Annotated in this window: 29 protein-coding genes; 25 read left to right on the forward strand and 4 right to left on the reverse strand. The window is 60.6% G+C overall.

All coding sequences use genetic code 11. The features are described 5' to 3' along the window. Nucleotides 1-15 precede the first annotated feature (15 nt). From QP363_RS03040 to QP363_RS03070, 7 genes are all read left to right on the forward strand, one after another. Entirely contained in the window at nt 16-1,332 is a 1,317-nt protein-coding gene (locus QP363_RS03040) for a glycoside hydrolase family 32 protein (protein ID WP_284762629.1), read from the forward strand. Between the two features lie 112 nt (nt 1,333-1,444). Further along, complete coding sequence (locus QP363_RS03045) at nt 1,445-3,454, forward strand: sucrose-specific PTS transporter subunit IIBC (RefSeq protein ID WP_284762630.1); 2,010 nt, start codon at nt 1,445-1,447, stop codon at nt 3,452-3,454. 281 nt (nt 3,455-3,735) lie between these two features. Beyond that, nucleotides 3,736-4,638 carry a DUF559 domain-containing protein gene (locus tag QP363_RS03050; protein ID WP_284762633.1) on the forward strand — a complete coding sequence of 301 codons (903 nt, stop codon included), beginning with the start codon at nt 3,736-3,738 and terminating at the stop codon, nt 4,636-4,638. 260 nt (nt 4,639-4,898) lie between these two features. After that, complete coding sequence (gene rplN, locus QP363_RS03055; protein ID WP_070446572.1) at nt 4,899-5,267, forward strand: 50S ribosomal protein L14; 369 nt, start codon at nt 4,899-4,901, stop codon at nt 5,265-5,267. 4 nt (nt 5,268-5,271) lie between these two features. Continuing rightward, a complete protein-coding gene (rplX, locus tag QP363_RS03060) occupies nt 5,272-5,586 on the forward strand; it encodes a 50S ribosomal protein L24 (RefSeq protein ID WP_005527724.1) in 315 nt (104 codons plus the stop codon). Between the two features lies 1 nt (nt 5,587). After that, nucleotides 5,588-6,139 (forward strand): 50S ribosomal protein L5, encoded by a 552-nt coding sequence (gene rplE / locus QP363_RS03065; protein ID WP_010189579.1) that lies wholly within the window; start codon nt 5,588-5,590, stop codon nt 6,137-6,139. Between the two features lie 132 nt (nt 6,140-6,271). After that, entirely contained in the window at nt 6,272-7,057 is a 786-nt protein-coding gene (locus tag QP363_RS03070) for a formate/nitrite transporter family protein (protein WP_284762651.1), read from the forward strand. Here the strand turns inward: QP363_RS03070 and fdhD are convergent. Both fdhD and QP363_RS03080 read right to left on the reverse strand, forming a co-directional pair. Next, a complete protein-coding gene (fdhD, locus tag QP363_RS03075; RefSeq protein WP_284762652.1) occupies nt 7,026-7,877 on the reverse strand; it encodes a formate dehydrogenase accessory sulfurtransferase FdhD in 852 nt (283 codons plus the stop codon). The genes QP363_RS03070 and fdhD overlap by 32 nt on opposite strands. Continuing rightward, the gene (locus QP363_RS03080) at nt 7,874-8,122 is read right to left on the reverse strand and encodes a DUF6457 domain-containing protein (RefSeq protein ID WP_010189574.1); all 249 of its coding nucleotides are present in this window, start codon (nt 8,120-8,122) and stop codon (nt 7,874-7,876) included. Before QP363_RS03080 ends, fdhD begins: the two co-directional genes overlap by 4 nt. Before the next feature lie 311 nt (nt 8,123-8,433). Here QP363_RS03080 and rpsH point away from each other — a divergent pair, with 311 nt between their 5' ends. From rpsH to rplO, 6 genes are read left to right on the forward strand one after another with little or no spacing between them, the layout of a single operon-like run. Beyond that, nucleotides 8,434-8,817, forward strand: a complete 384-nt coding sequence (gene rpsH, locus QP363_RS03085) for a 30S ribosomal protein S8 (protein WP_010189573.1) — start codon at nt 8,434-8,436, stop codon at nt 8,815-8,817. A gap of 14 nt (nt 8,818-8,831) precedes the next feature. Further along, complete coding sequence (gene rplF / locus QP363_RS03090; RefSeq protein WP_070446568.1) at nt 8,832-9,368, forward strand: 50S ribosomal protein L6; 537 nt, start codon at nt 8,832-8,834, stop codon at nt 9,366-9,368. A gap of 3 nt (nt 9,369-9,371) precedes the next feature. After that, on the forward strand, nt 9,372-9,773 hold the full coding sequence (rplR, locus tag QP363_RS03095; RefSeq protein WP_046648465.1) for a 50S ribosomal protein L18: 402 nt from the start codon (nt 9,372-9,374) through the stop codon (nt 9,771-9,773). 40 nt (nt 9,774-9,813) lie between these two features. Next, entirely contained in the window at nt 9,814-10,440 is a 627-nt protein-coding gene (rpsE, locus tag QP363_RS03100) for a 30S ribosomal protein S5 (protein ID WP_010189568.1), read from the forward strand. Between the two features lie 3 nt (nt 10,441-10,443). Further along, a complete protein-coding gene (gene rpmD / locus QP363_RS03105; protein ID WP_010189565.1) occupies nt 10,444-10,629 on the forward strand; it encodes a 50S ribosomal protein L30 in 186 nt (61 codons plus the stop codon). Between the two features lie 3 nt (nt 10,630-10,632). Beyond that, nucleotides 10,633-11,082: a 50S ribosomal protein L15 gene (gene rplO / locus QP363_RS03110; RefSeq protein WP_010189563.1), complete on the forward strand. Its 450-nt coding sequence runs from the start codon at nt 10,633-10,635 to the stop codon at nt 11,080-11,082. Nucleotides 11,083-11,334: 252 nt separating this feature from the next. Here rplO and QP363_RS03115 read toward each other — a convergent pair whose 3' ends face one another. Together QP363_RS03115 and QP363_RS03120 are read right to left on the reverse strand one after the other, a co-directional pair. Continuing rightward, nucleotides 11,335-12,816 (reverse strand): FAD-binding oxidoreductase, encoded by a 1,482-nt coding sequence (locus QP363_RS03115; RefSeq protein ID WP_284762662.1) that lies wholly within the window; start codon nt 12,814-12,816, stop codon nt 11,335-11,337. A 17-nt stretch (nt 12,817-12,833) separates the two neighbouring features. Further along, entirely contained in the window at nt 12,834-14,141 is a 1,308-nt protein-coding gene (locus QP363_RS03120; RefSeq protein ID WP_070730454.1) for a class I SAM-dependent methyltransferase, read from the reverse strand. A gap of 380 nt (nt 14,142-14,521) precedes the next feature. Between QP363_RS03120 and secY the strand changes: the two genes are divergently transcribed. From secY to truA, 12 genes are all read left to right on the forward strand, one after another. Then, on the forward strand, nt 14,522-15,847 hold the full coding sequence (gene secY / locus QP363_RS03125) for a preprotein translocase subunit SecY (RefSeq protein ID WP_010189559.1): 1,326 nt from the start codon (nt 14,522-14,524) through the stop codon (nt 15,845-15,847). After that, the gene (locus QP363_RS03130) at nt 15,847-16,392 is read left to right on the forward strand and encodes an adenylate kinase (protein WP_010189557.1); all 546 of its coding nucleotides are present in this window, start codon (nt 15,847-15,849) and stop codon (nt 16,390-16,392) included. Before secY ends, QP363_RS03130 begins: the two co-directional genes overlap by 1 nt. Before the next feature lie 15 nt (nt 16,393-16,407). Beyond that, nucleotides 16,408-17,202 carry a type I methionyl aminopeptidase gene (gene map / locus QP363_RS03135; protein WP_284762667.1) on the forward strand — a complete coding sequence of 265 codons (795 nt, stop codon included), beginning with the start codon at nt 16,408-16,410 and terminating at the stop codon, nt 17,200-17,202. A 52-nt stretch (nt 17,203-17,254) separates the two neighbouring features. Then, nucleotides 17,255-18,046: a L,D-transpeptidase gene (locus tag QP363_RS03140; RefSeq protein WP_284762669.1), complete on the forward strand. Its 792-nt coding sequence runs from the start codon at nt 17,255-17,257 to the stop codon at nt 18,044-18,046. 222 nt (nt 18,047-18,268) lie between these two features. Beyond that, nucleotides 18,269-18,487, forward strand: a complete 219-nt coding sequence (gene infA / locus QP363_RS03145) for a translation initiation factor IF-1 (RefSeq protein WP_003854422.1) — start codon at nt 18,269-18,271, stop codon at nt 18,485-18,487. 185 nt (nt 18,488-18,672) lie between these two features. Beyond that, nucleotides 18,673-19,041 carry a 30S ribosomal protein S13 gene (rpsM, locus tag QP363_RS03150; RefSeq protein WP_010189542.1) on the forward strand — a complete coding sequence of 123 codons (369 nt, stop codon included), beginning with the start codon at nt 18,673-18,675 and terminating at the stop codon, nt 19,039-19,041. A 3-nt stretch (nt 19,042-19,044) separates the two neighbouring features. Further along, nucleotides 19,045-19,449 carry a 30S ribosomal protein S11 gene (gene rpsK / locus QP363_RS03155; RefSeq protein WP_010189540.1) on the forward strand — a complete coding sequence of 135 codons (405 nt, stop codon included), beginning with the start codon at nt 19,045-19,047 and terminating at the stop codon, nt 19,447-19,449. Nucleotides 19,450-19,470: 21 nt separating this feature from the next. Further along, nucleotides 19,471-20,076, forward strand: a complete 606-nt coding sequence (rpsD, locus tag QP363_RS03160) for a 30S ribosomal protein S4 (protein WP_010189536.1) — start codon at nt 19,471-19,473, stop codon at nt 20,074-20,076. A gap of 69 nt (nt 20,077-20,145) precedes the next feature. Beyond that, nucleotides 20,146-21,156 (forward strand): DNA-directed RNA polymerase subunit alpha, encoded by a 1,011-nt coding sequence (locus QP363_RS03165; protein ID WP_010189530.1) that lies wholly within the window; start codon nt 20,146-20,148, stop codon nt 21,154-21,156. Nucleotides 21,157-21,234: 78 nt separating this feature from the next. Further along, nucleotides 21,235-21,726 (forward strand): 50S ribosomal protein L17, encoded by a 492-nt coding sequence (gene rplQ / locus QP363_RS03170; protein WP_284762723.1) that lies wholly within the window; start codon nt 21,235-21,237, stop codon nt 21,724-21,726. Nucleotides 21,727-21,827: 101 nt separating this feature from the next. Further along, the gene (locus QP363_RS03175) at nt 21,828-22,661 is read left to right on the forward strand and encodes a trimeric intracellular cation channel family protein (RefSeq protein ID WP_284762725.1); all 834 of its coding nucleotides are present in this window, start codon (nt 21,828-21,830) and stop codon (nt 22,659-22,661) included. A gap of 15 nt (nt 22,662-22,676) precedes the next feature. After that, nucleotides 22,677-23,534 (forward strand): tRNA pseudouridine(38-40) synthase TruA, encoded by an 858-nt coding sequence (truA, locus tag QP363_RS03180; RefSeq protein ID WP_039673774.1) that lies wholly within the window; start codon nt 22,677-22,679, stop codon nt 23,532-23,534. Nucleotides 23,535-23,573: the final 39 nt, after the last annotated feature.

The raw sequence follows: 23,573 nt of genomic DNA on the forward strand, positions 1-23,573 counted from the left end.
CATACTATCGAGAGCATGAACTACCGTCCGCTTTTCCACCTCTCTCCGCCCTCCGGCCGCCTGAACGACCCCAACGGAGTTTTCATCGACGGCGATAACCTGCATGTTTATTATCAGCACGACCCCTGCTTCCCCCACGCGGCAAAGCAGACGGGCTGGGGGCATGCCGTGGCTTCCTTGAGCGAGGCGAAGCCATGGCGGCACTACCCGGACGCGCTGTACCCCATCCGTGAGCACGACGCCCACGGTTGTTACTCGGGTGGTGCGGTGGTCGACGGCGAGGACGTCTGGCTGTTTTATACCGGCAACCTGAAGCGCGAAGGCGTGCGGATTCCCTCGCAGAACCGCGTCCGCGCAGTCGATGCGGGTGGTCCGGAGGGCGGCCTGTACGAGCACGATCCCGCGAATCCACTCATCAATGGGCCCGCGGAGGGCTTCACGGGGCATTTTCGCGATCCCCAGATCACCTGCGATAAGGACGGCTGGCGCATGGTGCTCGGCGCCCAGGCGGAGGATGAAACGGGGCACGCCGTGCTCTACCGTTCTACAGATCTGGCGCAGTGGTCCTTCCAAGGTCCGCTCACCTTTGATACCTCGGGCGCTGAGCCGGGCCTCAGCCCGGACCTGGTGCCGGGTGGCTACATGTGGGAATGCCCCAACCTCGTCACTATGTGTGACCGCGCGACGGGGGAGGACAAGGACGTCCTAGTCATCTGCCCGCAAGGTCTTGAGCCGGTGCTTGCCGACGGCACCACGCACTATGCCTCCTCCGACCAGTGCGGCTACCTCGTGGGCCGCTTGGAGGGAACGGTTTTCCACGTCGAGCGCGGCTTCAGCGAGCTGGACTATGGCCACCAGTTCTATGCGCCGCAGCTGGTGGAAAAGGATGGCGAGGCCATCATGCTGGGCTGGATGGGGCTGCCCGCGCAGGATGACACCCCGACGGTTGCGAAAGGCTGGGTCCACACGCTCACCTTGCCGCGGCGCGTGTGGCTGGAGGATGGCTGGTTGCGCCAGGCGCCGCTGTGGTCCGTGCCGGCGGGGCCGGCACGAGAGGGGTTCGGTTCTGTAGCAACGCTGACGGCCGGCGAGGGAACGTATGTGCTTGTCGACGACTCCGGTGCCGACGCTTTCCGCGTCACCTACGGCGAGGGAAAGCTGCGGCTTAACTCTGGTGAAGATGAGCGCGTCGTGTCCTGCCCGGCGGGTTCTGTGGAGCTCATCGCGGATGGCTGCGCGGTAGAAGTCTTCGCGGGCGATGGGCGGATTGCGGGGGCGTCGGCAGTCTTTGGTGCCAGCGACGCTCGCTGGCGCGGTTGGGAGGCCCGTTAGGGTGTGAACTTTCCTATATTTGCGCCCGATTGCTTGGCTTTATGTTGAGTAACGTGTCTAATAAGAGGTGACACTGTTAAATTCATCTCACTCTTCTAGGAGGCACGCCGGAATGGATCACTCACAGGTCGCGGCGCGAATACTCTCAGCCATCGGCGGCGAAGACAACATCGTGGCGCTCGCACACTGCGCCACTCGCCTGCGCATGGTGCTCAAAGACAGCAAGAAGGTCGACAAGGCCGCCCTGGAAAACGATCCGGACCTCAAAGGCATTTTTGAGGCCGGGGGCATGTTCCAGGTCATCGTCGGTCCGGGCGATGTCAACATCGTCTTCGACCAGCTCAACAAGATAACCACCAAGGACATCGCGGTGTCCACGGACAAGCTCAAGGACATTGCCGCCGACTCGGGCAACTGGTTCTCCCGCGCGGTAAAGGTCCTCGCGGATATCTTCGTGCCTCTCATCCCGATTCTGGTCGGCGGCGGTCTGCTCATGGCGCTCAATAACGTGCTTACCGTCAACGGCCTGTTCGGTGAGCAGTCCGTTATTGAGATGTTCCCGGCCATGGCAGATGTTGCTGGGCTCATTAACCTTTTGGCCTCCGCGCCGTTTGCCTTCCTGCCGATCTTGGTGGGCTTTACCGCCACCAAGCGCTTCGGCGGTAACGAGTTCCTCGGCGCCGGCATGGCCATGGCGATGGTGATGCCGGACCTGGTCAATGGTTACCAGGTGGCCGCGACCATCGAGGCAGGGGAGATGGCCTACTGGAATATCTTCGGCCTCGACGTTGCCCAAGCGGGCTACCAAGGCTCCATCCTGCCCATCCTGGTCATCGCGTGGATTCTGGCCACGATTGAGAAATTCCTGCACAAGCACCTTAAGGGAACGGTGGACTTCCTGCTCACCCCGCTGCTCACGCTGCTGGTGACGGGCTTTATTACCTTCATCGCAGTGGGGCCGGTGCTGCGCACTGCGGGCGACATGCTCGGCGCGGGTCTTAATGACCTGTACACCTTCGCCGGCCCGGTGGGCGGCTTCATCTTCGGTCTGTTCTACTCGCCGATTGTCATCACGGGCCTGCACCAATCCTTCCCGCCGATCGAGACCATGCTGTGGAACGAGGGCGGCTCCTTCATCTTTGCGGTCGCTTCCGTGGCCAACATTGCCCAGGGTGGCGTGGCCCTGGCGGTCTACTTCCTGACCCGTTCTGAGAAGCTCAAGGGTCTGTCCGGCGCTTCGGGTGTGTCCGCGCTCTTCGGTATTACCGAGCCTGCCATCTTCGGTGTGAACCTGCGACTGCGCTGGCCTTTCTACATCGGCATGGGTGCCTCCGCGATTGCCGCGACGCTCATTGCGCTTTTCGACGTCAAAGCAACCGCCCTCGGCGCCGCCGGCTTCATCGGCTTCGTCTCCATGCATCCCGAGGATTACACGCAGTTCTTCGTCTGCGCCTTTACCTCTTTGATCCTCGCTTTCGGCGTGGCCTTTGCCTATGGCCGCTACCTCATTTCCAAGCATGGTTCCATCGACCCCGATGAGACCGGTGCTGCCACCGGTGTCGGCGGCGCGGTGCCTGCTGCCACCGCCGACCCGAATGCCTATCGCGTGGCCTCCCCGTTGGCTGGTAAGGCCATCGCCTTGGAGTCGGTCTCGGACCCGATGTTTGCCGCTGGAAAGCTGGGCGCGGGCGCGGCCGTCGAGCCGACCGAGGGGCGCCTCGTCTCCCCGATCGACGGCAAGGTGACCGTCACCTTCCCCTCCAAGCACGCGTATGCCGTGCGCGGCAAGGACGCCGACGGCAACAACGTGGACATCCTCATGCACATCGGCTTCGACACCGTGAACCTCAAGGGCGAGCACTTCACCTCGCATGTGTCCAAGGGCGATGAGGTCAAGGCGGGTGACCTGCTGTGCGAGTTCGACATCGCAGCCATCAAGGCCGCTGACTACCCGGTGACCACGCCGGTCGTCGTGTCCAACTCGAAGAAGACAGGCCCGGTCCTGCCGGCCTTCGTCACGGGCGAGGAGATTTCCTTCGGCGAGGCCCTTCTCACCGTGGATCCGAAGCCGGACCCCGCCGCTGAGACAGGCAGCACGGCAGTGCAGGCCTCTCACTCCTAGGACTCCTTCTGCCCAGGGCCCCGGTATTCACCCCCGGGGCCCTTTTGAGTGAGCGCCGATAATCTATATGTCCAGGCCTGGAAGGCGACTCACCCAGGTCGTCGCCAAGCACTGCGTTACCGCGCGACGACGCCCACCTGCACCGTTCGGCCTCCAGGTCTGGACGTATGCACCAGGTGTGGGGCTGTGGCGAAGGTGCAGGACGCTATCGAGCCGCGCAGTGAAGGTGGTGAACTGTTGTATCTGTGGCGAAGGTGCAGGACATCGGTTAAAAGTTGTACATGAACAATGAACAACTCTTTACATACCTCGACCAAAATCTTATAGACCTTCGGAAGCTTCCTAACAGTGATCCACTGTGGAAGAAAGTGCATGCAGATAAAGTGGCGAGACTCGCCTGGTGTTATGTACTGCCGATGGTTCAGTGGCGGCAGTTAAAGCCTTGGCAGCAACAGGCGGCGAAGGCATATGCCTTGGGGCTTACCCTGCCTAGGGCGACTCTCCTGGGGAAGTCGGCTGCCCTTATCCACGGGATTCCCCTTATTGCGCCACCTCAAGAGTGGGAGGCAACGCTTCCCTCCAATTCGGTACCGCAGCGTGTTAAGTCGCGGAATGTGCGCTACCGCCGCACGGATCTGCGTGGGAAAGAGACCGTTGTTCATGGCATTCGTGTCACATCGCTGGAGCGAACAGCGCTGGATATCGCGCGCTTCCACGGATTCGAGGAAGGCCTTGTTGCTGTTGACGCGGTGCGGGCGCGAAACGTGGGAAAGTTCTGGATTGATGAAACGTTAGGCGCGATGGGAAGAGTAAAAGGCGTCGCCGCGGCGCGCCAGGCGGTTGCGGCCAGCGTTAATATCGCGGAGTCACCGTGGGAGTCCTACGCTCGTGCACTCATTATCGCCGCCAACTATCCCGGGTTGCACTGGGTGAAAGCGCAGTACGCGATTGAGAACTATCGTGCCGACCTTGTCATAAACGGGTGGCTCGTGGTCGAAATTGATGGCAACGTGAAATACCGACGCGATATTGATGAGGTGATTCTCGCTGAACATCGCCGCCAGCAAGACATTCTCAATAAGGGCTTTGTAGTCCTGCGTTTTAGTCCGGAGCAGCTGAACTCGCGCCCAGAATATTTTCAAAAGGTAGTAGGGGAGCACCTCCATCGCGGGCCAAGGCGTTAAAAGGGCAGGGGTGGAAACCGAACGGTGCGCGGCGTGGTGCACACGCGTGATTTGGGAAAACAACAGCGAGCATGCTTGAATATATGGGTTGCATATGGCCGGTCGGTGCAGCGCGATGCGTTTCCGAATCGCCGCACCGAGACCCTTCGACCGCTGTGAACAGCGAGTTCGTTGCACAGCCTGTGCCACATAAGCAAGTAGACCAGGTGTGTCAAGGACGGAAATCTTGACGCACGTTAATCCAGGTCAGGAGACCCATAGTGATTCAGAAAGAATCGCGTCTGCGCGTCGCCGATAACTCTGGTGCACGAGAGATCCTCGTCATCCGCGTTCTCGGCGGCTCCGTTCGACGTTTCGCTGGCATTGGTGACATCGTCGTCGCCACTGTCAAGGAAGCCATCCCGGGTGGCAACGTAAAGGAAGGCGACATCGTCAAGGCCGTCATCGTACGCGCCAAGAAGGAGACCCGTCGCCCGGACGGCTCCTACATCGCATTCGATGAAAACGCCGCAGTTATTCTCAAGGGTGACAACGAGCCGCGCGGTACCCGCATCTTCGGCCCGGTTGCTCGCGAACTTCGTGACAAGCGCTTCATGAAGATCGTTTCTCTCGCACCGGAGGTGATCTAGTCTTATGAAGATTCATAAGGGCGATATGGTGATCGTTATTTCGGGCCCGGACAAGGGCGCGAAGGGCAAGGTCATCGAGGCATACCCGAAGCGTGACAAGGTCCTCGTTGAGGGCGTTAACCGCGTCAAGAAGCACGTTGCTAACTCCGCTACCGAGCGTGGCGCCGAGTCCGGCGGAATCGTTACCCAGGAAGCTCCGATCCACGTGTCCAACGTTGCGATCGTTGACTCCGAGGGCAACCCGACCCGCGTGGGCTACCGTTTCGACGAGAACGGCAAGAAGGTCCGCATCGCACGTAGCAACGGGAAGGACATCTAAAATGAGCGAGAACTACACTCCGCGTCTGAAGACCCGCTACCGCGAGGAAATCAAGAAGGCTCTGAACGAAGAGTTCAAGTACGAGAACGTGATGCAGATTCCGGGCGTCACCAAGGTTGTCGTCAACATGGGTGTGGGCGACGCTGCCCGCGACTCCAAGATGATCAACGGCGCTCTCGAGGACCTTACCGCTATCACCGGCCAGAAGCCGCAGGTGCGTCGCGCTAAGAAGTCCATCGCTAACTTCAAGCTCCGTGAGGGCATGCCCATCGGCGCACGCGTTACCCTGCGTGGCGACCGCATGTGGGAGTTCCTGGACCGCCTGCTGACCATCGCGCTGCCGCGTATTCGCGACTTCCGCGGTCTCTCCGACCAGCAGTTCGACGGCCACGGCAACTACACCTTCGGCCTCAGCGAGCAGACCATGTTCTACGAGATCGACATCGACAAGGTGGACCGCCCGCGCGGTATGGACATCACCGTCGTCACCTCCGCTACCAACGACGAGGAAGGTCGCAAGCTCCTGCGCGAGCTCGGCTTCCCGTTCAAGTAAGCGGCGACACTTTCTCTTTGAGATAGAGAACGACCCCCGGTACTCCCTGCAAGGAGGCCGGGGGTTTCGCGCGTCCTGACACGGAGTACGATATCGGGTGCCTTAACGTTTCTCGAGCCAGTGAGGTACTGGATGTCTCTCAACGAAGCCGCCGCCGTTGCGGTGAAGAAGAAGCTCACGCTTCTCGACGAATCCCTCGCCCGTTTCGCCGTGCGAGCTACCCTGGCGGGCGCGTACCTAGCCATCGGCACGGCATTCGCTGGCGTAGTGGGGATGGGTGTCGAAAAGCACGCGGCTGGCTTGGGCTCCTTGGTTTTCGCTGCGCTTTTCGGGCTCGGCCTGTTCGCCATTGTCATCTTGGGTGCTGATTTGGCCACCAGCAACATGATGTACATGGTCTACGGCGCGGTGAAGAAGCAGGTGGGGTGGGGAAAGGCGCTGTGGTTGCTCGTGGTGACCACGCTGTTTAACCTCGTCGGCGTAGTGATTTTTGCCGCCGCCATGTCGGTGTCCGCGAAGCTGGGAAACATGGACCCGGGTCACCTTATCGCCACGATGTCGGCGGGGAAGCTGGAGAAGACCCCGGGCGGTCTTTTCGTCGAGGCCATCGTTGCCAACTTCGTGGTGAACATGGCGATCATCGGGGCGATGTCGGCCAAGGAGCTGGTGTCCAAATTCTTCGTCATCGTTCCCATCATCGCGTGCTTTGTGGGCTTAAGCCTTGAGCACGTCATCGCGAACTTCTGTCTGATGTTGCTGACGGTCTTCTGTGCTAGCCCGCTGCCCGATGCCTTTAGCCTGGGCGCGGTGCTCACCAACTGGTCCATCGCGTGGATGGGAAACCTCATCGGCGGTGGCTTCCTCATGGGTGGGGTCTACGCGTGGCTTAACTCCGGCCCGGAAGCGTATCGCGACTAAGTTGACCCGAATAAAGGTTGAATCGGTCGCCGCGGGCAAAGCCGACGAGCGCCATGCCCGTCTCCCGGGCGGTTGTGACGGCTAGGGAGGAGGCTGCGGAGACCGCGACGAGCAAGCCGAAGCCGGCCATAGCGGCCTTGTTGACGAGTTCGAAGCTGGCGCGCGAGCTCATGACCAGAATGAGGTCACTGGCGGGCAGCTTTCCTTCCATGAGCAGGTTGCCGATGACCTTGTCGGCGGCGTTGTGGCGGCCGACGTCCTCGCGCACCACGACGGGATCGCCGTCGAGAGTAAAGGCCCCGGCAGCGTGAATACCTCCGGTTTTACGGAACTGTTTTTGCTCCGCCTTCAGGGCATCGGGCAGCTTGGCGACGACCCCCGGATCTACCGGCACCTGTGGAATCTCGTAGCGTGACTGCTTCATGAGTGCCTCGATGGAGGAGGTGCCACACACGCCGCAGGCGGACGTGGTGGTGGTCAGACGCAGATCGGCGAGCGTGAGCGCGTGGGGGTTAGCCAGCTCCACGTCGAGCAGATTATAGGGATTGCGCCCATCCACCGAGGCGCCGGCGCAGTAGCGGGCCTCGCGAACATCGCTGACCTTCTCAATGTGTCCTTCGGAGTGGAGGAAACCATGTGCCAGCTCGACGTCGTGTCCCGGGGTGCGCATCGTCGTCGTTAGTGTTTGCCCACCGACGCGGATCTCCAGCGGCTCCTCGCCGGCGACGGAATCGCCACGGGTATCGACTTGGGTGACGTGGCCGTTCTCATCGAGGCGCACCTTGGTCACAGCGAATGTGGCGTTGACGCGCCCGCTCATCGGTTGAGGGCCTCCTTCAAGGTGGCAATGTGTGCGCGGGCCTCATCGGTGTTCTTGGACGCGAGCCCCACCAGGTAAGCGGTTAGGGGAGCGGCGGGCCGGGACTGGGTATGCGCAACGTCTTTGGTCAGATCGAGAAGTTCTTTGATCAAAGCGGTGGCCTCCTCGGGAGAGGCGCCGATCAGCTCGGCAGCCTCCTTCAGCCACTGATGGGCGGTGCGGATCGGATCAGGTGTTTCGCTCATGGCTTCCTATGCTAACGCGTTTTGGAAAACTGCATGTCAGCGGGTAGAGTAATCCGACGGACTTGCATTTTTCCACTCCTGTTCCGCGAAAACAGTGCAGGAGGTGCGGAAACGTGCCAAGCCGGAAGAATTGAACACATCTACTTTGTTGTAGGCCCCTCGCCGTAGATAGCGGACCGTTGTCTGTATCAAAGGGTGGCGAGCGCCTCGTGGTATTGACCGCGGGGAGCGTGAGTAGCCCGAAATCACACGGAGAACGCTTTGGTGAGCTTTTGTGGGAACCGCAACGAGAAAGGTTAAAGGTCACTCATATGACTATGACTGATCCTATTGCCGACATGCTGTCGCGCGTGCGCAACGCATCTAATGCGCACCACGACGTCGTGTCGATGCCGACCTCCAAGCTCAAGGCGAACATCGCTGAGATCTTGAAGCAGGAAGGCTACATCGCTGACTACTCCGTCGAGGGCCACGAGCTGTCCCTCGAGCTTAAGTACAACAACCGTGAGCGTTCCCTCTCGGGTCTGCGTCGCGTGTCTAAGCCGGGTCTGCGTGTGTACGCAAAGTCCACCGAACTGCCGCAGGTTCTGGGCGGCCTGGGCGTGGCTATCATTTCCACGTCTCAGGGTCTGCTTACCGACCGTCAGGCTCAGGAGAAGGGTGTAGGCGGAGAAGTTCTCGCCTACGTCTGGTAAGGGAGGATTGACACATGTCTCGTATCGGTCTAGCACCTATCGCCGTCCCGAAGGGCGTCGACATCACCATCAATGGCCAGGTCGTCAACGTTAAGGGCTCCAAGGGTGCCCTCGAGGTTGAGCTACCGGAGCCGATCACCGCAGCCGTCGAGGATGACGAGATCAAGGTCTCCCGTCCGGATGACGACCGCAAGAACCGCGCCCTGCACGGTCTGGCCCGCTCCCTGGTCAACAACGCCGTTGTTGGCGTGACCGAGGGCTACACCAAGAAGATGGAAATCTTCGGTGTTGGTTACCGTGTCCAGCAGAAGGGTAAGGACCTGGAGTTCTCTCTGGGCTACTCCCACCCGATCCTCATCGAGGCTCCGGAGGGCATCACCTTCGCTGTGGATGGCGCAACCAAGCTCTCCGTATCTGGTATTGACAAGCAACTGGTTGGACAGGTCGCCGCGTACATCCGCCGCCTGCGTAAGGACGATCCTTACAAGGGCAAGGGTATTCGCTATGACGGCGAGCAGGTCCGCCGCAAGGTCGGAAAGACGGGTAAGTAAGCAATGGCTAACACTGAAAACGCAAAGCGCACCCCGGTTGGCAAGGACATTTCCTCGCGTCGTCGTGAAGCACGCGCGCGCCGCCACTTCCGCATCCGTAAGACCCTCCGCGGCACCCCTGAGGCACCGCGTCTGGTCGTTCACCGCTCCTCCCGCCACATGCACGTTCAGGTCATCGACGACCTGGCCGGCCACACCCTGGCTGCCGCTTCCTCCATGGAAGCCGACGTGCGTGCACTCGAGGGCGATAAGAAGGCCAAGGCTGCCAAGGTAGGCCAGCTCATCGCTGAGCGCGCCAAGGCCGCTGGCATCGAGCAGGTCGTCTTCGACCGTGCAGGCTACAAGTACCACGGCCGCGTTGCTGCGCTGGCCGACGCCGCTCGCGAAGGTGGTCTGCAGTTCTAATGATTAAGGCATACGGAAACATCAACGGAAGGAACGCCTAATGTCGGACCGTGAACAGCGTGACGGCGGACGCTCCGCCGAGAACAACAACGACCGCAAGGGTCGCAACAACGGCCGTCGTAACGACCGCCGCAACCACCAGGACAACGAGCGCGATAAGTACATCGAGCGCGTTGTGACCATCAACCGCGTCGCTAAGACCGTTAAGGGTGGCCGCAACATGTCCTTCACCGCTCTCGTCGTCGTGGGCGACGGCCAGGGCATGGTCGGCGTCGGCTACGGCAAGGCCAAGGAAGTCCCGGCCGCAATCCAGAAGGGTGCAGAAGAGGCTCGCAAGAACTTCTTCCGCGTCCCGATGATTGCTGGCACCATTACCCACCCGGTTGAGGGTCGTGACGCAGCTGGCATCGTGATGATGAAGCCGGCCGCTCCGGGTACCGGTGTCATCGCCGGCGGTGCTGCTCGTCCGGTGCTTGAGTGCGCTGGCGTGCAGGACATTCTGTCGAAGTCCCTGGGCTCCGACAACGCTCTCAATGTCGTCCGCGCTACCGTGGACGGCCTCAAGCAGCTGGTTCGCCCGGAGGAAGTTGCCGCACGTCGTGGCAAGTCCCTCGAGGAGGTCGCACCGGCCCAGATGCTGCGCAAGCGCGCAGGTCAGGAGGCATAAGCAATGGCTCTGAAGATTACTCAGGTAAAGGGCCTTGTGGGCACCAAGCCGAACCACCGCGCAAACATGGAGTCGCTTGGTCTCAAGCGCATCGGACACTCTGTTGTGAAGCAGGACACCCCGATCATCCGCGGTATGGTTCACAAGGTGCGTCACCTGGTCACCGTCGAAGAAGTGGCAGGGGAGTAAACCATGGCTGATATCATCAAGCTCCACGACCTGCGCCCGGCCGCAGGATCCAACAAGCCCAAGACCCGCGTCGGCCGCGGTGAGGCATCCAAGGGTAAGACCGCTGGTCGCGGTACCAAGGGCACCGGAGCTCGTAAGCAGGTACCGGCTGCTTTCGAGGGTGGCCAGATGCCGATCCACATGCGTCTGCCGAAGCTTAAGGGCTTCAAGAACCCGAACCACGTTGAGTACCAGGTAGTCAACGTTGCTGACCTCGCAGAGGCTTTCGCTAACGGTGGCGACGTCACCGTTGCGGACATCGTTGCTGCTGGCCTGGTTCGCAAGAACCAGCCGGTCAAGGTTCTGGGCAACGGTGAGATCAACGTTAAGTTGAACGTCACCGCTGACAAGTTCTCCAAGTCTGCTGTTGAGAAGATCGAGGCTGCTGGCGGCACCGCCACCGCAACCAAGTAATTCTCTTACAGGCTCTGTGAGAGCCATAGCCCTCCCGCGGCGCCACCTTTCGGTGGCCTTCGGGAGGGCTTCTGGCGTTTTCGGGGCAGCCCTGGGCGCAGAAGGCATGAGTACCTTTTGAGGGGTGCCTTATGGCTTGCGCGTTATGTATTGACCTGGGGGGTTACGTGGAGAGGCCCTCAAAAGGCATCTCTCAAAAGGTATTAATGCCTTTTGAGAGAAACCTTATGGCATGAAATTTATGCGGCGCCGTTAGGCCTCGTTGACCGTCTTCTCGTAGAGGCCGGGGAAGCGGCCATCCGGATCGGTGACGGCCTTGATTCGCTCCGGGAGGTTTCCGCCGTAGAGCTTGGCAAATTCTTCGGGGGAGTAGAATGCCTCCGAATACAACGATTTATGCCCGCCGAGTTCGCTGACTTTAGCTTCGATGACGCGATTGAAGGCGCCATTGCCTGGAGCAGAGGGGTCGACGTGATTGCCCTCCACGCCTGACCAAAAGCCCACGTTGATCCAGGTCTGGCCCGGACGCAGGGGGTACAGCGGCCACGGAGCTGGGGAATCAGCGGCCAGCGTGCCCGCGTCAACGAGGTCTTCGACGCCCTCGCGCAGCCGAATCGGGCACAGCCACACTGGTTGGATGTCGGAGGCTTGGAAAAACCAATCCAAGAACTCCGGCAAATTGTCCGGTGTGACCTCGATGTCCTGCACCACGCGCTCGGCGGGGGGCAGGCCCTTCGGCTTCTTGATGAAGTTGTACTCCAGCTCGTATTTGCGGTCTAGGCGCACGAGCTTCCAGTAGAAGGAACTGCGGCGCAGCTGCCGCGGCCACACCTTGCGCACGCGCGGATTCTGCGCTCCGAAAGCGCGCGAGCACCAGAACCAGTCCGTGTCCCAGCGCCAGATATAGTCGCGCACCGTGAGGCGGTCGCGGCGGATGCCGCGGGCGTGCTGAAGGCTGCGGTAGAAGATCTTGTCGCGCGTGTAGTCGGAGGTCGGCCCCGCCTCATCCGTAAAACGGGCCATGACGAGGTATGACTCCTCCGGCGAGAAGACCACGCCATCCAGGCCGTGCACTTCGACATCGTCATAGGTGTGGGTGCGGGAGACGTCGTCAAGCGTGCGTGCCAAAGACTCGAAGTCGTGAAAGCGTACCTCCCGCAGCTCCACATAGGGTTTGACCGCGCGCAACTCAATCTTCAGGCGCACCGCATAGCCCAAGGAGCCATAGGAGTTGGGGAAGAGGCGGAAGAGATCGACGTTCTCCTCGCGCGAGCACGTGACAATATCCCCCGTGCCGGTCAGGATGTCCATCTCCAGGACGGATTCATGCGGCAGTCCATCGCGGAAGCTCGTGGACTCCACTCCCATCCCCGTCACGGCGCCGCCCAGGGTAATGGTCTTGAGCTGCGGCACCACAAAGGGCATAAGCCCATGCGGCAGGGTGGCGTCGACGAGGTCCTCGTAGGTGCACATGCCCTGGACCTCGGCGGTCTGTGCGATCGGATCGACCTCAATCACCCCATCCAGACCGGAGACGTCCAGCCCGGCTTGCTCACCGCTGCGCCCGCGGAACAGGTTCGAGGTTTTCTTGGCCAAACGCACACGCTTATCTTTCGGCACCGCGTGGAAGCTACGCAGGAGCTTATCGACGCCCTCCCGGTGCGCCTTCCAGCCCACCGGCGGAATCTCTACTGCGTCAACGCTGCGGTGATTGCGGATGAGATCGGTCAACATAAAACTCCCTTAAGTCTTTAGAAGCGCGAATCTTCCCACCAGCGGCGCTCTGGCACGCCGGCGCGGGAGCCGGCTTCGCCCAGTTTGACGCCCACGAAGTGGTACAGATTGATGATGTTGTGCTCAAAGCCCCACTCGGAGCCGGCCATGTAGATGGCCCACAGGCGCGCGGTGGGCAGACCCACCAGCGAGCAGGCTTCCTCCCAATTCTCCTTGAGGTTCTCGCACCAATCATGCAGCGTGCGCATGTAGTCGAAGCGGAGGGATTCCGTGTGGACAACTTCGAATCCGGCATCCTGCATGCACTTGGTGATGGTGCCGGAGCCGGAGAGCTCGCCGTCGGGGAAGATATAGCGGTCGATGAACCCACCCTTCGGCGTTTTATGGTTATCCGGGTAGGTGATGCAGTGGTTGAGCATCACACCACCTGGCTTGAGCTTGCCGTGAAGGAAGCTGAAGAAGCTGGGATAGTTCTTGACACCGATATGCTCGAGTAGCCCGATGGCGGAGATGGCATCGAAGCCTTCCTCGGTGACGTCGCGGTAATCCAGGAAGCGGATTTCCGCCAGGTCCTCGAGGCCCTCCTCCTTAATCTTGGCTTGGCCCCATTCAGCCTGTTCCTTGGACAAGGTCACACCGACTGACTTCACGCCGCGCTTAGCGGCGTAGCGCACCATCCCGCCCCAGCCACAGCCGACGTCCAGGTGGCGGTCGCCCTCCTTGAGGCGCAGCTTGTCGAAGATGAGCCGGTACTTGTTTTCCTGAGCCTCATCCAGCATGGCGTCGGGGGAGGGGTAGTAGGCGCAGGTATATGTCATCGAATCGCCGAGGAAGAGTTCGTAGAAGTCATTGCCCACGTCGTAGTGATCGGAGATGACGTCTGCATCGCGCTCCTTGGAATGCTTGGACAGGCCTTCGTGCAGCTTGCGGCGCAGCCAGGAAGCGCGCTCAACCTCTGGGACCGGCTGGATTTGGAAGGCACCCAGCGAGGCTAAGGAGCGGGCTACCCGGGCCAGTGCCTTGGCGTCCGGGCGGGAGAACTTGTCATACATCGCATGCAAGGCGTCGAAGATGCCATAGGGATGCGCCGGGTGTTCGCCTTCGACCGTGATGCCGTCGGTGACATAGGCGCGGGCGAACCCGACGTCCCCTGGGTGAGTAGCGATATAGGCCAAGCCCTGGAGGTTGTTAATCCTGACGGTGAACTGCGCATCGGCCGGGCCGGTAGAGGAACCGTCGAATGCCTCCCAGCGGAAGGGGTTGGGGCTGGGAACGAAGGTATCGATGATCTCAGCCACGGTCATTGGGGTGAATCGCTTACTCATAAAATTACATACTTCTTTCGGTTCAGTGTCTGGCAGATCAAGAACGGCCATACTCCGAGACACTCCAGGCGTCGCCGGAAAGGTCGAAAAGACGTAAAAATCTTGTAAGGACATTGCCTTAAAGCAACGGGGTCCATGGTAGGCCCGATCTGTAGAAGGCGCTAAGGGGGAAAACCATAGGGAGCCCAGCGGCGTGGCATGGGCGGGCTCAATGTGGCGAATGCGGCCGAGGCTGGTAGGGTGATGGGGTCAAAAGTGTTCAACCGTTCCTATGAGAGACCTTAAAAAGACTCTTAAAGTTTGGGAACAGATGAGATCCACCCCCGTGCGCGGCGAATTCGAACCGCATAGCAAGCGCGGTAGGCCAGGAGGATTGAGTAGTGTCCGCCATTTTGCAGGCTTTCAAAGATGCCGACCTGCGTAAGAAGATCATCTTCACGATCGTGATGATCATTCTCTACCGCGTTGGTGCACAGATCCCGTCGCCGGGCGTTGATTACGCCACCATCGCCGGCCGTCTTCGTGACCTCACGGAGGAAGCAGGCAACCTCTATTCGGTGATCAACCTGTTCTCCGGTGGTGCGCTCCTGCAGCTGTCCATCTTCGCCATCGGCATCATGCCGTACATTACGGCGTCGATTATCGTGCAGCTGCTGACCGTGGTGATTCCCCACTTCGAGCAGTTGAAGAAGGAGGGGCAGTCCGGTCAGGCCAAAATGACGCAGTACACGCGCTACCTCACCCTGGCGTTGGCGCTGCTGCAGTCTTCGGGCATCGTGGCTCTGGCGGACCGCGAGCAGCTTCTGGGACAAGGCGTGCGCGTCCTGGCGGAGGACCGCAACTTCTTTACCCTCATCGTGCTCGTTATCACCATGACCTCCGGCGCCATCCTCGTGATGTGGATGGGCGAGCTGATTACTGAGAAGGGCATCGGCAACGGTATGTCGCTGATGATTTTCGCCGGTATCGCTACCCGCCTTCCTACCGACGGCGTTAACATCCTCCAAAATAATGGTGGCCTGGTCTTTGCCATGGTTCTCGCGGGCCTCATCTTCCTCGTCGTTGGTATTACCTTCATCGAGCAGGGCCAGCGCCGCATTCCGGTGCAGTACGCCAAGCGCATGGTCGGCCGCCGCCAGTACGGTGGTTCCTCCACCTACCTGCCGCTCAAGGTCAACCAGGCCGGCGTTATCCCTGTCATCTTCGCTTCCTCGCTGATCTACATGCCGGTGCTCATCACCCAGATTGTTAACTCAGGTTCCGCGGGCGTATCTGATAACTGGTGGCAGCGCAATGTCATCGCGCACTTGCAGTCGCCGAGCTCCTGGCAGTACATCGTCCTGTACTTCGTGCTCACCATCTTCTTCTCCTACTTCTACGTTTCGGTTCAATATGACCCGGCCGAGCAGGCTGAGAACATGAAGAAGTATGGTGGATTTATCCCGGGCATTCGCCCGGGCCGACCGACCGCCGAGTACCTAGGCTTTGTCATGAACCGTCTGTTGTTCGTCGGCTCGATCTACCTCGCGGTTATCGCCGTCCTGCCGAATATCCTCCTGGATCTCGGAATCGGCAGCGCTGGTGCCGCTGGTACCTCCGCTTTCGGTGGTACCGCCATCCTCATTATGGTCTCGGTGGCCCTGACTACGGTCAAGCAAATCGAGTCCCAGCTCCTACAATCCAACTACGAAGGACTGCTTAAGTAATGCGTTACGTACTCCTTGGCCCTCCCGGTGCCGGCAAGGGCACCCAAGCCGCTCTCCTCAGCGAGAAGCTCGGCGTTCCGCACATCTCCACCGGTGACCTCTTCCGCGCCAATATTGGTGAGGGCACCCCGCTCGGCCTCGAGGCCAAGTCCTACATTGACGCCGGCAAGCTGGTGCCGACCGACGTCACCGCTCGCATGGTGGAGGACCGCCTTAACCAGGATGATGCCAAGGACGGCTTCCTTCTCGACGGCTTCCCGCGCACCGTGCAGCAGGCCGACATTCTTGAAAAGCTACTCTCTGACAAGGACCTGAAGCTCGATGGTGTCCTGAACTTTGAGGTATCCGAGGACGTTGTGGTCGAGCGCATGCTCGCCCGCGGCCGCGCGGACGACACCGAGGAGACCATCCGCACTCGCCTAGGCGTCTACCGCGAGGAGACCTTCCCGCTCATCGAGCACTACGGCGATGCCATCATCTCCATCAAGGCTGAAGGAACCGTTGAGGAGATCAACGAGCGCACCCTTCAGGCAATGGGCAAGTAATCTGCCAACCTAGCCATGGCTTTTCGACGACGCACCAAGACCATCCCCGCCCGCACACCGGGCGAGCTCGACGCCATGCAGGCGGCCGGCGAGATTGTCGGCCGCGCCCTGCAGGCCGTGCGGGCCGCCGCGGCAGTGGGAGTGAGTACTCTCGAGCTCGATGAAGTAGCCGAGCAAACCATTCGGGATGCCGGCGCCGTTCCCACCTTCAAGGGCTACGGCGGTTTTCCGGGATCTATCTGTGCGTCAGTCAACGATGTCATCGTCCATGGCATACCCAGCAAGGAGATTGTCCTCGCTGAAGGGGACCTCGTTTCCATCGATTGCGGCGCCACTCTCGATGGCTGGGTGGGGGATAGTGCGTGGACGTTTGGCGTCGGCAAGCTCAGCCCTGAGGCGCAGGCGCTGAGCGACGCCACCGAATGGGTCCTACACGAAGGCCTCAAGGCCATGGTTCCCGGCAACCGGCTTACCGACGTCTCCGCAGCCCTCGAGCAGGCCACCTACCGCGCCGAGGATAAATTCGGCGTCGAGCTATTCATTGTCGATGGCTACGGCGGCCATGGCATTGGCCGTGAGATGCACGAAGAGCCTTACCTGGCTAATGAAGGTAAGGCGGGGCGTGGCCCCATCATTCAGGAGGGCTCGGTTCTCGCCATTGAGCCGATGCTGACTCTGGGCACCGAAGACAACGAAGTCCTCGAGGATGACTGGACCGTCGTGACGCTCGATGGTTCCCTGTCTGCCCACTGGGAGCACACGGTAGCTGCCACGGAGAATGGTCCTCGCATCCTTACTCAACGTTATTAAGACCTGTGTCCTGGGTAGGCATTTGACCTAAAGAAGGTTTATACTTCTTGCCATGTCTAAGATTCGCTCCCTAGTTGGCGCCCGTTCCCTACGTCGCGCCACCGCAATTGGCCTGGTAACCGCCACACTCTCGGTTGCTCCAGCCGCCAACGCACAGACGGTTCCTTCGATCGATGCCCTGTCCTCCGACGTTCAGACCCAGCTTGATGAGTTCGCTGGCCAGACCCGCGAGAACGCGTGGAATAGCCGCAACCAGATGCTGGAGACGCTCCAGAGCGTTAACCCACAGGCGGCTGACGCTCTCCGCCCGGTTATCGATGGCGCCATCGAGCTGATCTTCCCGGGTCTGATTGATCAGAAGAACGCTGAGATCCGTGCCGCTCGCGAAGCGGAGGAGCGCGCCCACGCTGAGCAGATTGCTCGCGAGAAGGCTGCCGCTGAGGAAGCCGCACGTAAGGCAGAAGCCGAGCGTCAGGCCCAGCGCTTCGATGTTGGTCCGTGCCCGGCGGATGCACGCATCTGTGTGGACCGCGATGGCCGCCGCACCTGGCTGCAGGACGGCAATGGCAATGTCACCTACGTTGCGCAGGGCATGTCTACCGGCAAGCCGGGTGAGGAGACCCCAGCCGGTACCTTCTACATCAACCGCAAGATCAAGGATGAGATCTCCTGGGAGTTCGGCAACGCGCCGATGCCCTACGCCATGTACTTCACCAACAATGGCCACGCCTTCCACGAGGGTTCTCCGGCATACCAGTCCAATGGCTGCGTGCGCCTGACCCACCAGGATGCCGTGCGCTACTGGAATGATGTGCCGATGGGCTCCAAGGTCTTCATCTACTAAGACGTAGCGGTGAGCGAGTCACCGCTACATAGCATCAGCCTCCCACACCACGTGGTGTGGGAGGTTTCTGTATTTGGAAAACCCGTCTTCGCAGCGTATGCTTTAATCTTGGTGTCTGTACACAGCCGAAGTGGTTGCTAAAGACACCAGGCAGTAGACACCAAACATGCAGGTGGGGGCGTCGCCAAGCACGGCACGCACTCCGCCAGAAAAGTAGAGGTTATGGCTAAGGAAGGCGCAATCGAGGTTGAGGGTCGCATCGTCGAACCCCTGCCTAACGCAATGTTCCGCGTCGAACTCGACAACGGACACAAGGTACTCGCCCACATCTCGGGCAAGATGCGTCAGCACTACATCCGCATCCTCCCGGAGGATCGCGTCGTTGTGGAGCTGTCTCCTTATGACCTGACCCGCGGACGCATCGTCTACCGCTACAAGTAAAGACTGTAAGCCTCCTCACCCACGGGACGCACTAGCTGCGTCCTTTTTCACCTCAGGCTGCGATGGCCTGAGCCCACGCTGCTAAGCATGCCCACAGTTCCCCGGCACGGTCCGGGGCGAAGTGTATGTGTGGCGGGGGACGGATGAGGAGAAAACCATCGTAACAACCCGAAAGGACTAGCCATATGGCACGTCTAGCTGGTGTTGACCTCCCGCGCAACAAGCGCATGGAGGTTGCTCTCACCTACATCTACGGCATCGGGCCTGCCCGTGCCAAGGAACTGCTGGAAAAGACCGGCATTTCTCCCGACCTGCGCACCGACAACCTCGACGACGATCAGCTGTCGGCGCTGCGTGACGTCATTGAAGCTACCTGGAAGGTAGAGGGTGACCTCCGCCGCCAGGTTCAGGCTGACATCCGTCGCAAGATTGAAATCGGTTGCTACCAGGGCATCCGCCACCGTCGTGGCCTGCCCGTTCGTGGTCAGCGCACCAAGACCAACGCTCGTACGCGCAAGGGTCCGAAGAAGACGATCGCAGGAAAGAAGAAGTAAAACATGCCACCCAAGACTCGTTCCGGCGCGCGCCGTGGTGGTCGTCGCGTCGTAAAGAAGAACGTGGCCGCTGGCCACGCATACATCAAGTCCACCTTCAACAACACCATCGTGTCCATCACGGACCCGCACGGTGCTGTCATCTCCTGGGCATCCTCCGGCCACGTCGGTTTCAAGGGTTCCCGCAAGTCCACCCCGTTCGCAGCGCAGATGGCTGCTGAGAACGCGGCCCGCAAGGCCATGGACCACGGTATGAAGAAGGTTGACGTTTTCGTTAAGGGTCCGGGCTCGGGCCGCGAGACCGCCATCCGTTCCCTGCAAGCTGCAGGCCTCGAGGTTTCCTCGATCACGGATGCCACCCCACAGCCGCACAACGGCTGCCGTCCGACCAAGCGCCGCAAGGTTTAAGGGAAAGGAAGAGGTAAGAAAATGGCTCGTTATACTGGCCCCGCTACCCGCGTATCCCGCCGTCTGCGCGTCGACCTGGTCGGCGGCGACATGGCATTTGAGCGCCGCCCGTACCCTCCGGGACAGGCTGGCCGCAACCGCATCAAGGAATCTGAGTACCTGCTGCAGCTCCAGGAGAAGCAGAAGGCCAAGTACACCTACGGTGTGCTGGAGCGTCAGTTCCGCCGCTACTACGCCGAGGCTAACCGTCTCCCGGGCAAGACCGGTGACAACCTCGTCGTTCTGCTCGAGTCCCGTCTCGACAACGTGATCTACCGTGCAGGTCTGGCCAACACCCGCCGCCAGGCTCGCCAGCTTGTCTCCCACGGTCACTTCACCGTGAACGGCAAGAAGATCAATGTTCCTTCCTTCCGCGTTACGCAGTACGACATCATCGATGTTCGTGAACGTTCCCAGAAGATGGAATGGTTCGAAGAGGCTCAGGACCGCCTGGTAGACGCCAACGTTCCGGCGTGGCTGCAGGTCGTTCCGGACACCCTGCGCATCCTCGTGCACCAGCTGCCCGAGCGCGCTCAGATCGACGTTCCGCTGCAGGAGCAGCTCATCGTCGAGCTTTACTCGAAGTAATCCTTCGACACTTTCATCTTTACCCCTTCTACCGGCGTCATATAGCGGGCGCCGACAAGGAGAAACTCCATGCTTATTTCCCAGCGTCCTCAGCTCACCGAGGAATTCATCGACTCGTCTCGCTCTAAGTTCGTTATCGAGCCGCTCGAGCCTGGCTTCGGTTACACCCTTGGCAACTCGCTTCGTCGCACGCTGCTTTCGTCCATCCCGGGCGCGGCAGTAACCTCCATCAAGATTGACGGTGTGCTCCACGAGTTCACCACCATCAATGGTGTGAAGGAAGACGTTTCCGAGATCATCCTGAACGTCAAGGGTCTGGTTCTGTCTTCCGACTCCGACGAGCCGGTGGTCATGTACCTGAGCAAGGAAGGCCCGGGTGAGGTCACTGCAGGCGATATCCAGCCGCCGGCTGGCGTGGAGATCCACAACTCGGATCTGCACATTGCATCGCTGAATGAGTCCGCCAAGCTGGAGATGGAACTCGTCGTCGAGCGCGGCCGTGGCTACGTCCCGGCTGCCGCCACCTCGGGAGAAATCGGTCGCATTCCGGTCGACCAGATCTACTCCCCGGTGCTGAAGGTCTCCTACAAGGTCGAAGCTACTCGTGTTGAGCAGCGTACCGACTTTGACAAGCTGATCATCGACGTCGAGACCAAGAACTCGATTTCCGCACGCGACGCCTTGGCTTCCGCCGGCGGCACCCTGGTCGAGCTCTTCGGCCTGGCTCGCGAGCTGAACACCGCCGCTGAGGGCATCGAGATTGGCCCGTCCCCGCAGGAGACGGAGTACATCGCTGCCTACAGCATGCCGATCGAGGATCTTAACTTCTCCGTCCGCTCCTACAACTGCCTGAAGCGTCAGGAGATCCACACCGTCGGTGAGCTCGCTGAGTGCACCGAGTCGGACCTGCTGGATATCCGCAACTTCGGTCAGAAGTCGATCAATGAGGTAAAGATCAAGCTGGCTAACCTGGGCCTGGCCCTCAAGGACACTCCCGAGGACTTCGACCCGACCCAGCTGGAAGGCTACGACGCAGAAACCGGTGACTTCAAGGACCCGGCTTCCGACGATTCCGAGTAAAGAATTCCACTGAATCGTGACGGCGCGACTTTTGCGCCCCGTCGCGCGCTCACTTAATCCGCACACGAGGAGTACATAATGCCTACCCCCAAGAAGGGTCCGCGTCTCGGCGGCTCCGCCAGCCAGCAGAAGCACCTGCTGAGCAACATGGCTGCGAGCCTGATCGAGCACGGCGCAATCAAGACCACCGATGCCAAGGCGAAGGTTCTTCGTCCGTACATCGAGAAGATCATCACCAAGGCGAAGGCCGGCACCGTTGCTGACCGTCGCGCAGTTCTCAAGCTCATCCCGCACAAGGATGTCGTTGCCTACCTCTTTGATGAGCTGGCACCGAAGTTCGAGAACCGTGAGGGTGGCTACACCCGCATCATCAAGCTGGAGAACCGCTCCGGCGATAACGCCCCGATGTCCCAGATCTCCCTCGTTCTCGAGGAGACCGTGACCTCCGAGGCAAACCGCGCTACCCGCGCTGCTGCCTCCAAGCAGGCTGAAGAGGCTGAGGAAGCAAAGGCAGAGGCAACCGAGGCAGAGGTCGAGGAGACCACTGCTGAGGAGTCCGAGGAGAAGTAAACTTCTCTCGCCTTAACTAGGCCGCAGTACCACCTTAGGTGGGGCTGCGGCCTTTTGTTATGCTTTCTGGGCTATATGACCCTGACCAGAACGTATACTCTATGACCCCGCTGTTTACTGTGCTGTATGTAATCGGCATCGTCTCCGAGGCGATGACCGCTGCGCTGTCCGCTGGCCGGCAAAAGATGGATCTGTTTGGCGTCATCATGTTGGGCGCTGTCACCGCATTGGGCGGCGGCACGATCCGCGATATGGTGCTGGGCGCCTACCCGTTGACGTGGGTGGCGGAACCGCGGTTCCTCTTGGCCGTGGTGGCCGCCGCCGTCGCCACGGTTTACATGTCCTTCCTCATGCACTATTTCCGGCATGTATTCTTGGCTCTCGACGCCCTGGGCCTTGCGGTATTCAGCGTCCTTGGCGCTCAGAAGGCCTTGGAAAATGGCCATGGGTTGGTTATCGCTGCCGTGGCTGCGGTGCTGACCGGTGTCTTTGGCGGTATTTTGCGTGACTTGTTGTCCGACCGTATCCCGCTGGTCTTGTCCGCGGAGCTGTACGCCTCCATTTCTGTTCTTGCAGCCTTTTCTTATGCGGGCTTGATGGAGCTGGGGCTCAGCGCCGAGGTCGCTGGCGTCGTGACGGTATGCCTGGCGCTGGCGCTGCGCGTGGCCGCGATTTACTTCGGATGGTCGCTGCCGGTGTTTGAATACCGGGGAGCCGAACAACCCATGGACCCGCGCCTGCGCTTGTCTGCCCGCATTGTTCGGGATGGCGCCCGCAAGGCCAAGCGCAAAGCTGGCCAGGCCAAGAAGAATCTAAAGCGCCCCAAGTGGGCTGGTTATGCCGCTTTGAGCAAGCTGGGCGTGAACAAGAGCGCGAAGGGCCAGCGCGCGTCCCAGGATTGGGAACTCAATCGCGAGTGGAATGCCAACGACTAGGTAGGATAAGCATCCATGACTAACGTTCGCCTTCGCCTAGACCTGGCCTATGACGGTACCGACTTCCACGGGTGGGCCAAGCAGAAGGGCGGCCTGCGCACTGTTCAGCAGACCGTTGAGGAGAAGCTGAGCATGGTGCTGCGCCACCCAGTGGAGCTCACCGTGGCTGGGCGCACCGATGCCGGAGTGCATGCCAGCGGTCAGGTGGCGCACTTAGATACCACACGGGCGGCGCTGGGACAGCGCAGCATTGACGGCGATCCCACCAAGCTGGTGAAGCGCTTGGCCAAGTTGCTGCCTGCCGACGTCCGCGTCCACGCCTGCACCGAAGTTCCCGCAGATTTCGACGCGCGCTTTTCTGCCTTACGCCGCCGCTACGTCTACCGCATCACCACCCATCCGCGCGGTGCACTTCCGACTCGCGCACGCGATACCGCGACGTGGTTCAAGCCAGTGGACCTGGAGCTAATGCAGGCCGCGGCCGATCAGCTGGTGGGGCTCAATGACTTCGTGGCTTTCTGCAAGGCGAAGCCGCACGCCACGACCATTCGCGAGCTCCTTGCCTTTGAGTGGAAGGACGTGTCGACGCCCGCGGAGCCGCAGCTCTACGAGGCGCACGTAACCGCGGATGCCTTTTGCTGGTCCATGGTGCGCTCGTTGGTGGGCTGCTGTTTGCGGGTGGGGGAGGGCTCGCGCGGAGTTGACTTCGCCGCCCATATGCTGCGGGAAGAAAGCCGGTCCTCCGAGATCCCGCTTGCTGATGCTCAAGGTTTGAGCCTGGTGGGCGTGGATTACCCCGATGCGGACCAGTTGGCCGCGCGGGCGGCGATGACCCGTGGTCGTCGCGCTGCGGAGGATACCGAGTTGGGTTAATCTAGAACCCACTGCGCCGTGGGAGGGTGGCGCTCAGAT

Source organism: Corynebacterium sp. UMB6689 (assembly GCF_030215295.1).
Classification (GTDB): Bacteria; Actinomycetota; Actinomycetes; order Mycobacteriales; family Mycobacteriaceae; genus Corynebacterium; species Corynebacterium aurimucosum.

What these genes read in the sequence shown, in the direction of transcription:
- rplE (WP_010189579.1), top strand. Translation starts at nt 5,588, where the DNA reads ATGAGCGAGAACTACACTCCGCGTCTGAAGACCCGCTACCGCGAGGAA.
- QP363_RS03080 (WP_010189574.1), bottom strand. Translation starts at nt 8,122, where the DNA reads ATGAGCGAAACACCTGATCCGATCCGCACCGCCCATCAGTGGCTGAAG.
- QP363_RS03040 (WP_284762629.1), top strand. Translation starts at nt 16, where the DNA reads ATGAACTACCGTCCGCTTTTCCACCTCTCTCCGCCCTCCGGCCGCCTG.
- infA (WP_003854422.1), top strand. Translation starts at nt 18,269, where the DNA reads ATGGCTAAGGAAGGCGCAATCGAGGTTGAGGGTCGCATCGTCGAACCC.
- rplF (WP_070446568.1), top strand. Translation starts at nt 8,832, where the DNA reads ATGTCTCGTATCGGTCTAGCACCTATCGCCGTCCCGAAGGGCGTCGAC.
- rpsD (WP_010189536.1), top strand. Translation starts at nt 19,471, where the DNA reads ATGGCTCGTTATACTGGCCCCGCTACCCGCGTATCCCGCCGTCTGCGC.
- rpsK (WP_010189540.1), top strand. Translation starts at nt 19,045, where the DNA reads ATGCCACCCAAGACTCGTTCCGGCGCGCGCCGTGGTGGTCGTCGCGTC.
- QP363_RS03070 (WP_284762651.1), top strand. Translation starts at nt 6,272, where the DNA reads ATGTCTCTCAACGAAGCCGCCGCCGTTGCGGTGAAGAAGAAGCTCACG.
- QP363_RS03045 (WP_284762630.1), top strand. Translation starts at nt 1,445, where the DNA reads ATGGATCACTCACAGGTCGCGGCGCGAATACTCTCAGCCATCGGCGGC.
- QP363_RS03130 (WP_010189557.1), top strand. Translation starts at nt 15,847, where the DNA reads ATGCGTTACGTACTCCTTGGCCCTCCCGGTGCCGGCAAGGGCACCCAA.
- map (WP_284762667.1), top strand. Translation starts at nt 16,408, where the DNA reads ATGGCTTTTCGACGACGCACCAAGACCATCCCCGCCCGCACACCGGGC.
- QP363_RS03050 (WP_284762633.1), top strand. Translation starts at nt 3,736, where the DNA reads ATGAACAATGAACAACTCTTTACATACCTCGACCAAAATCTTATAGAC.
- rpmD (WP_010189565.1), top strand. Translation starts at nt 10,444, where the DNA reads ATGGCTCTGAAGATTACTCAGGTAAAGGGCCTTGTGGGCACCAAGCCG.
- rplR (WP_046648465.1), top strand. Translation starts at nt 9,372, where the DNA reads ATGGCTAACACTGAAAACGCAAAGCGCACCCCGGTTGGCAAGGACATT.
- QP363_RS03175 (WP_284762725.1), top strand. Translation starts at nt 21,828, where the DNA reads ATGACCCCGCTGTTTACTGTGCTGTATGTAATCGGCATCGTCTCCGAG.
- truA (WP_039673774.1), top strand. Translation starts at nt 22,677, where the DNA reads ATGACTAACGTTCGCCTTCGCCTAGACCTGGCCTATGACGGTACCGAC.
- rplQ (WP_284762723.1), top strand. Translation starts at nt 21,235, where the DNA reads ATGCCTACCCCCAAGAAGGGTCCGCGTCTCGGCGGCTCCGCCAGCCAG.
- rplO (WP_010189563.1), top strand. Translation starts at nt 10,633, where the DNA reads ATGGCTGATATCATCAAGCTCCACGACCTGCGCCCGGCCGCAGGATCC.
- rplX (WP_005527724.1), top strand. Translation starts at nt 5,272, where the DNA reads ATGAAGATTCATAAGGGCGATATGGTGATCGTTATTTCGGGCCCGGAC.
- rpsH (WP_010189573.1), top strand. Translation starts at nt 8,434, where the DNA reads ATGACTATGACTGATCCTATTGCCGACATGCTGTCGCGCGTGCGCAAC.
- QP363_RS03115 (WP_284762662.1), bottom strand. Translation starts at nt 12,816, where the DNA reads ATGTTGACCGATCTCATCCGCAATCACCGCAGCGTTGACGCAGTAGAG.
- QP363_RS03140 (WP_284762669.1), top strand. Translation starts at nt 17,255, where the DNA reads ATGTCTAAGATTCGCTCCCTAGTTGGCGCCCGTTCCCTACGTCGCGCC.
- rpsM (WP_010189542.1), top strand. Translation starts at nt 18,673, where the DNA reads ATGGCACGTCTAGCTGGTGTTGACCTCCCGCGCAACAAGCGCATGGAG.
- rpsE (WP_010189568.1), top strand. Translation starts at nt 9,814, where the DNA reads ATGTCGGACCGTGAACAGCGTGACGGCGGACGCTCCGCCGAGAACAAC.
- QP363_RS03120 (WP_070730454.1), bottom strand. Translation starts at nt 14,141, where the DNA reads ATGAGTAAGCGATTCACCCCAATGACCGTGGCTGAGATCATCGATACC.
- fdhD (WP_284762652.1), bottom strand. Translation starts at nt 7,877, where the DNA reads ATGAGCGGGCGCGTCAACGCCACATTCGCTGTGACCAAGGTGCGCCTC.
- QP363_RS03165 (WP_010189530.1), top strand. Translation starts at nt 20,146, where the DNA reads ATGCTTATTTCCCAGCGTCCTCAGCTCACCGAGGAATTCATCGACTCG.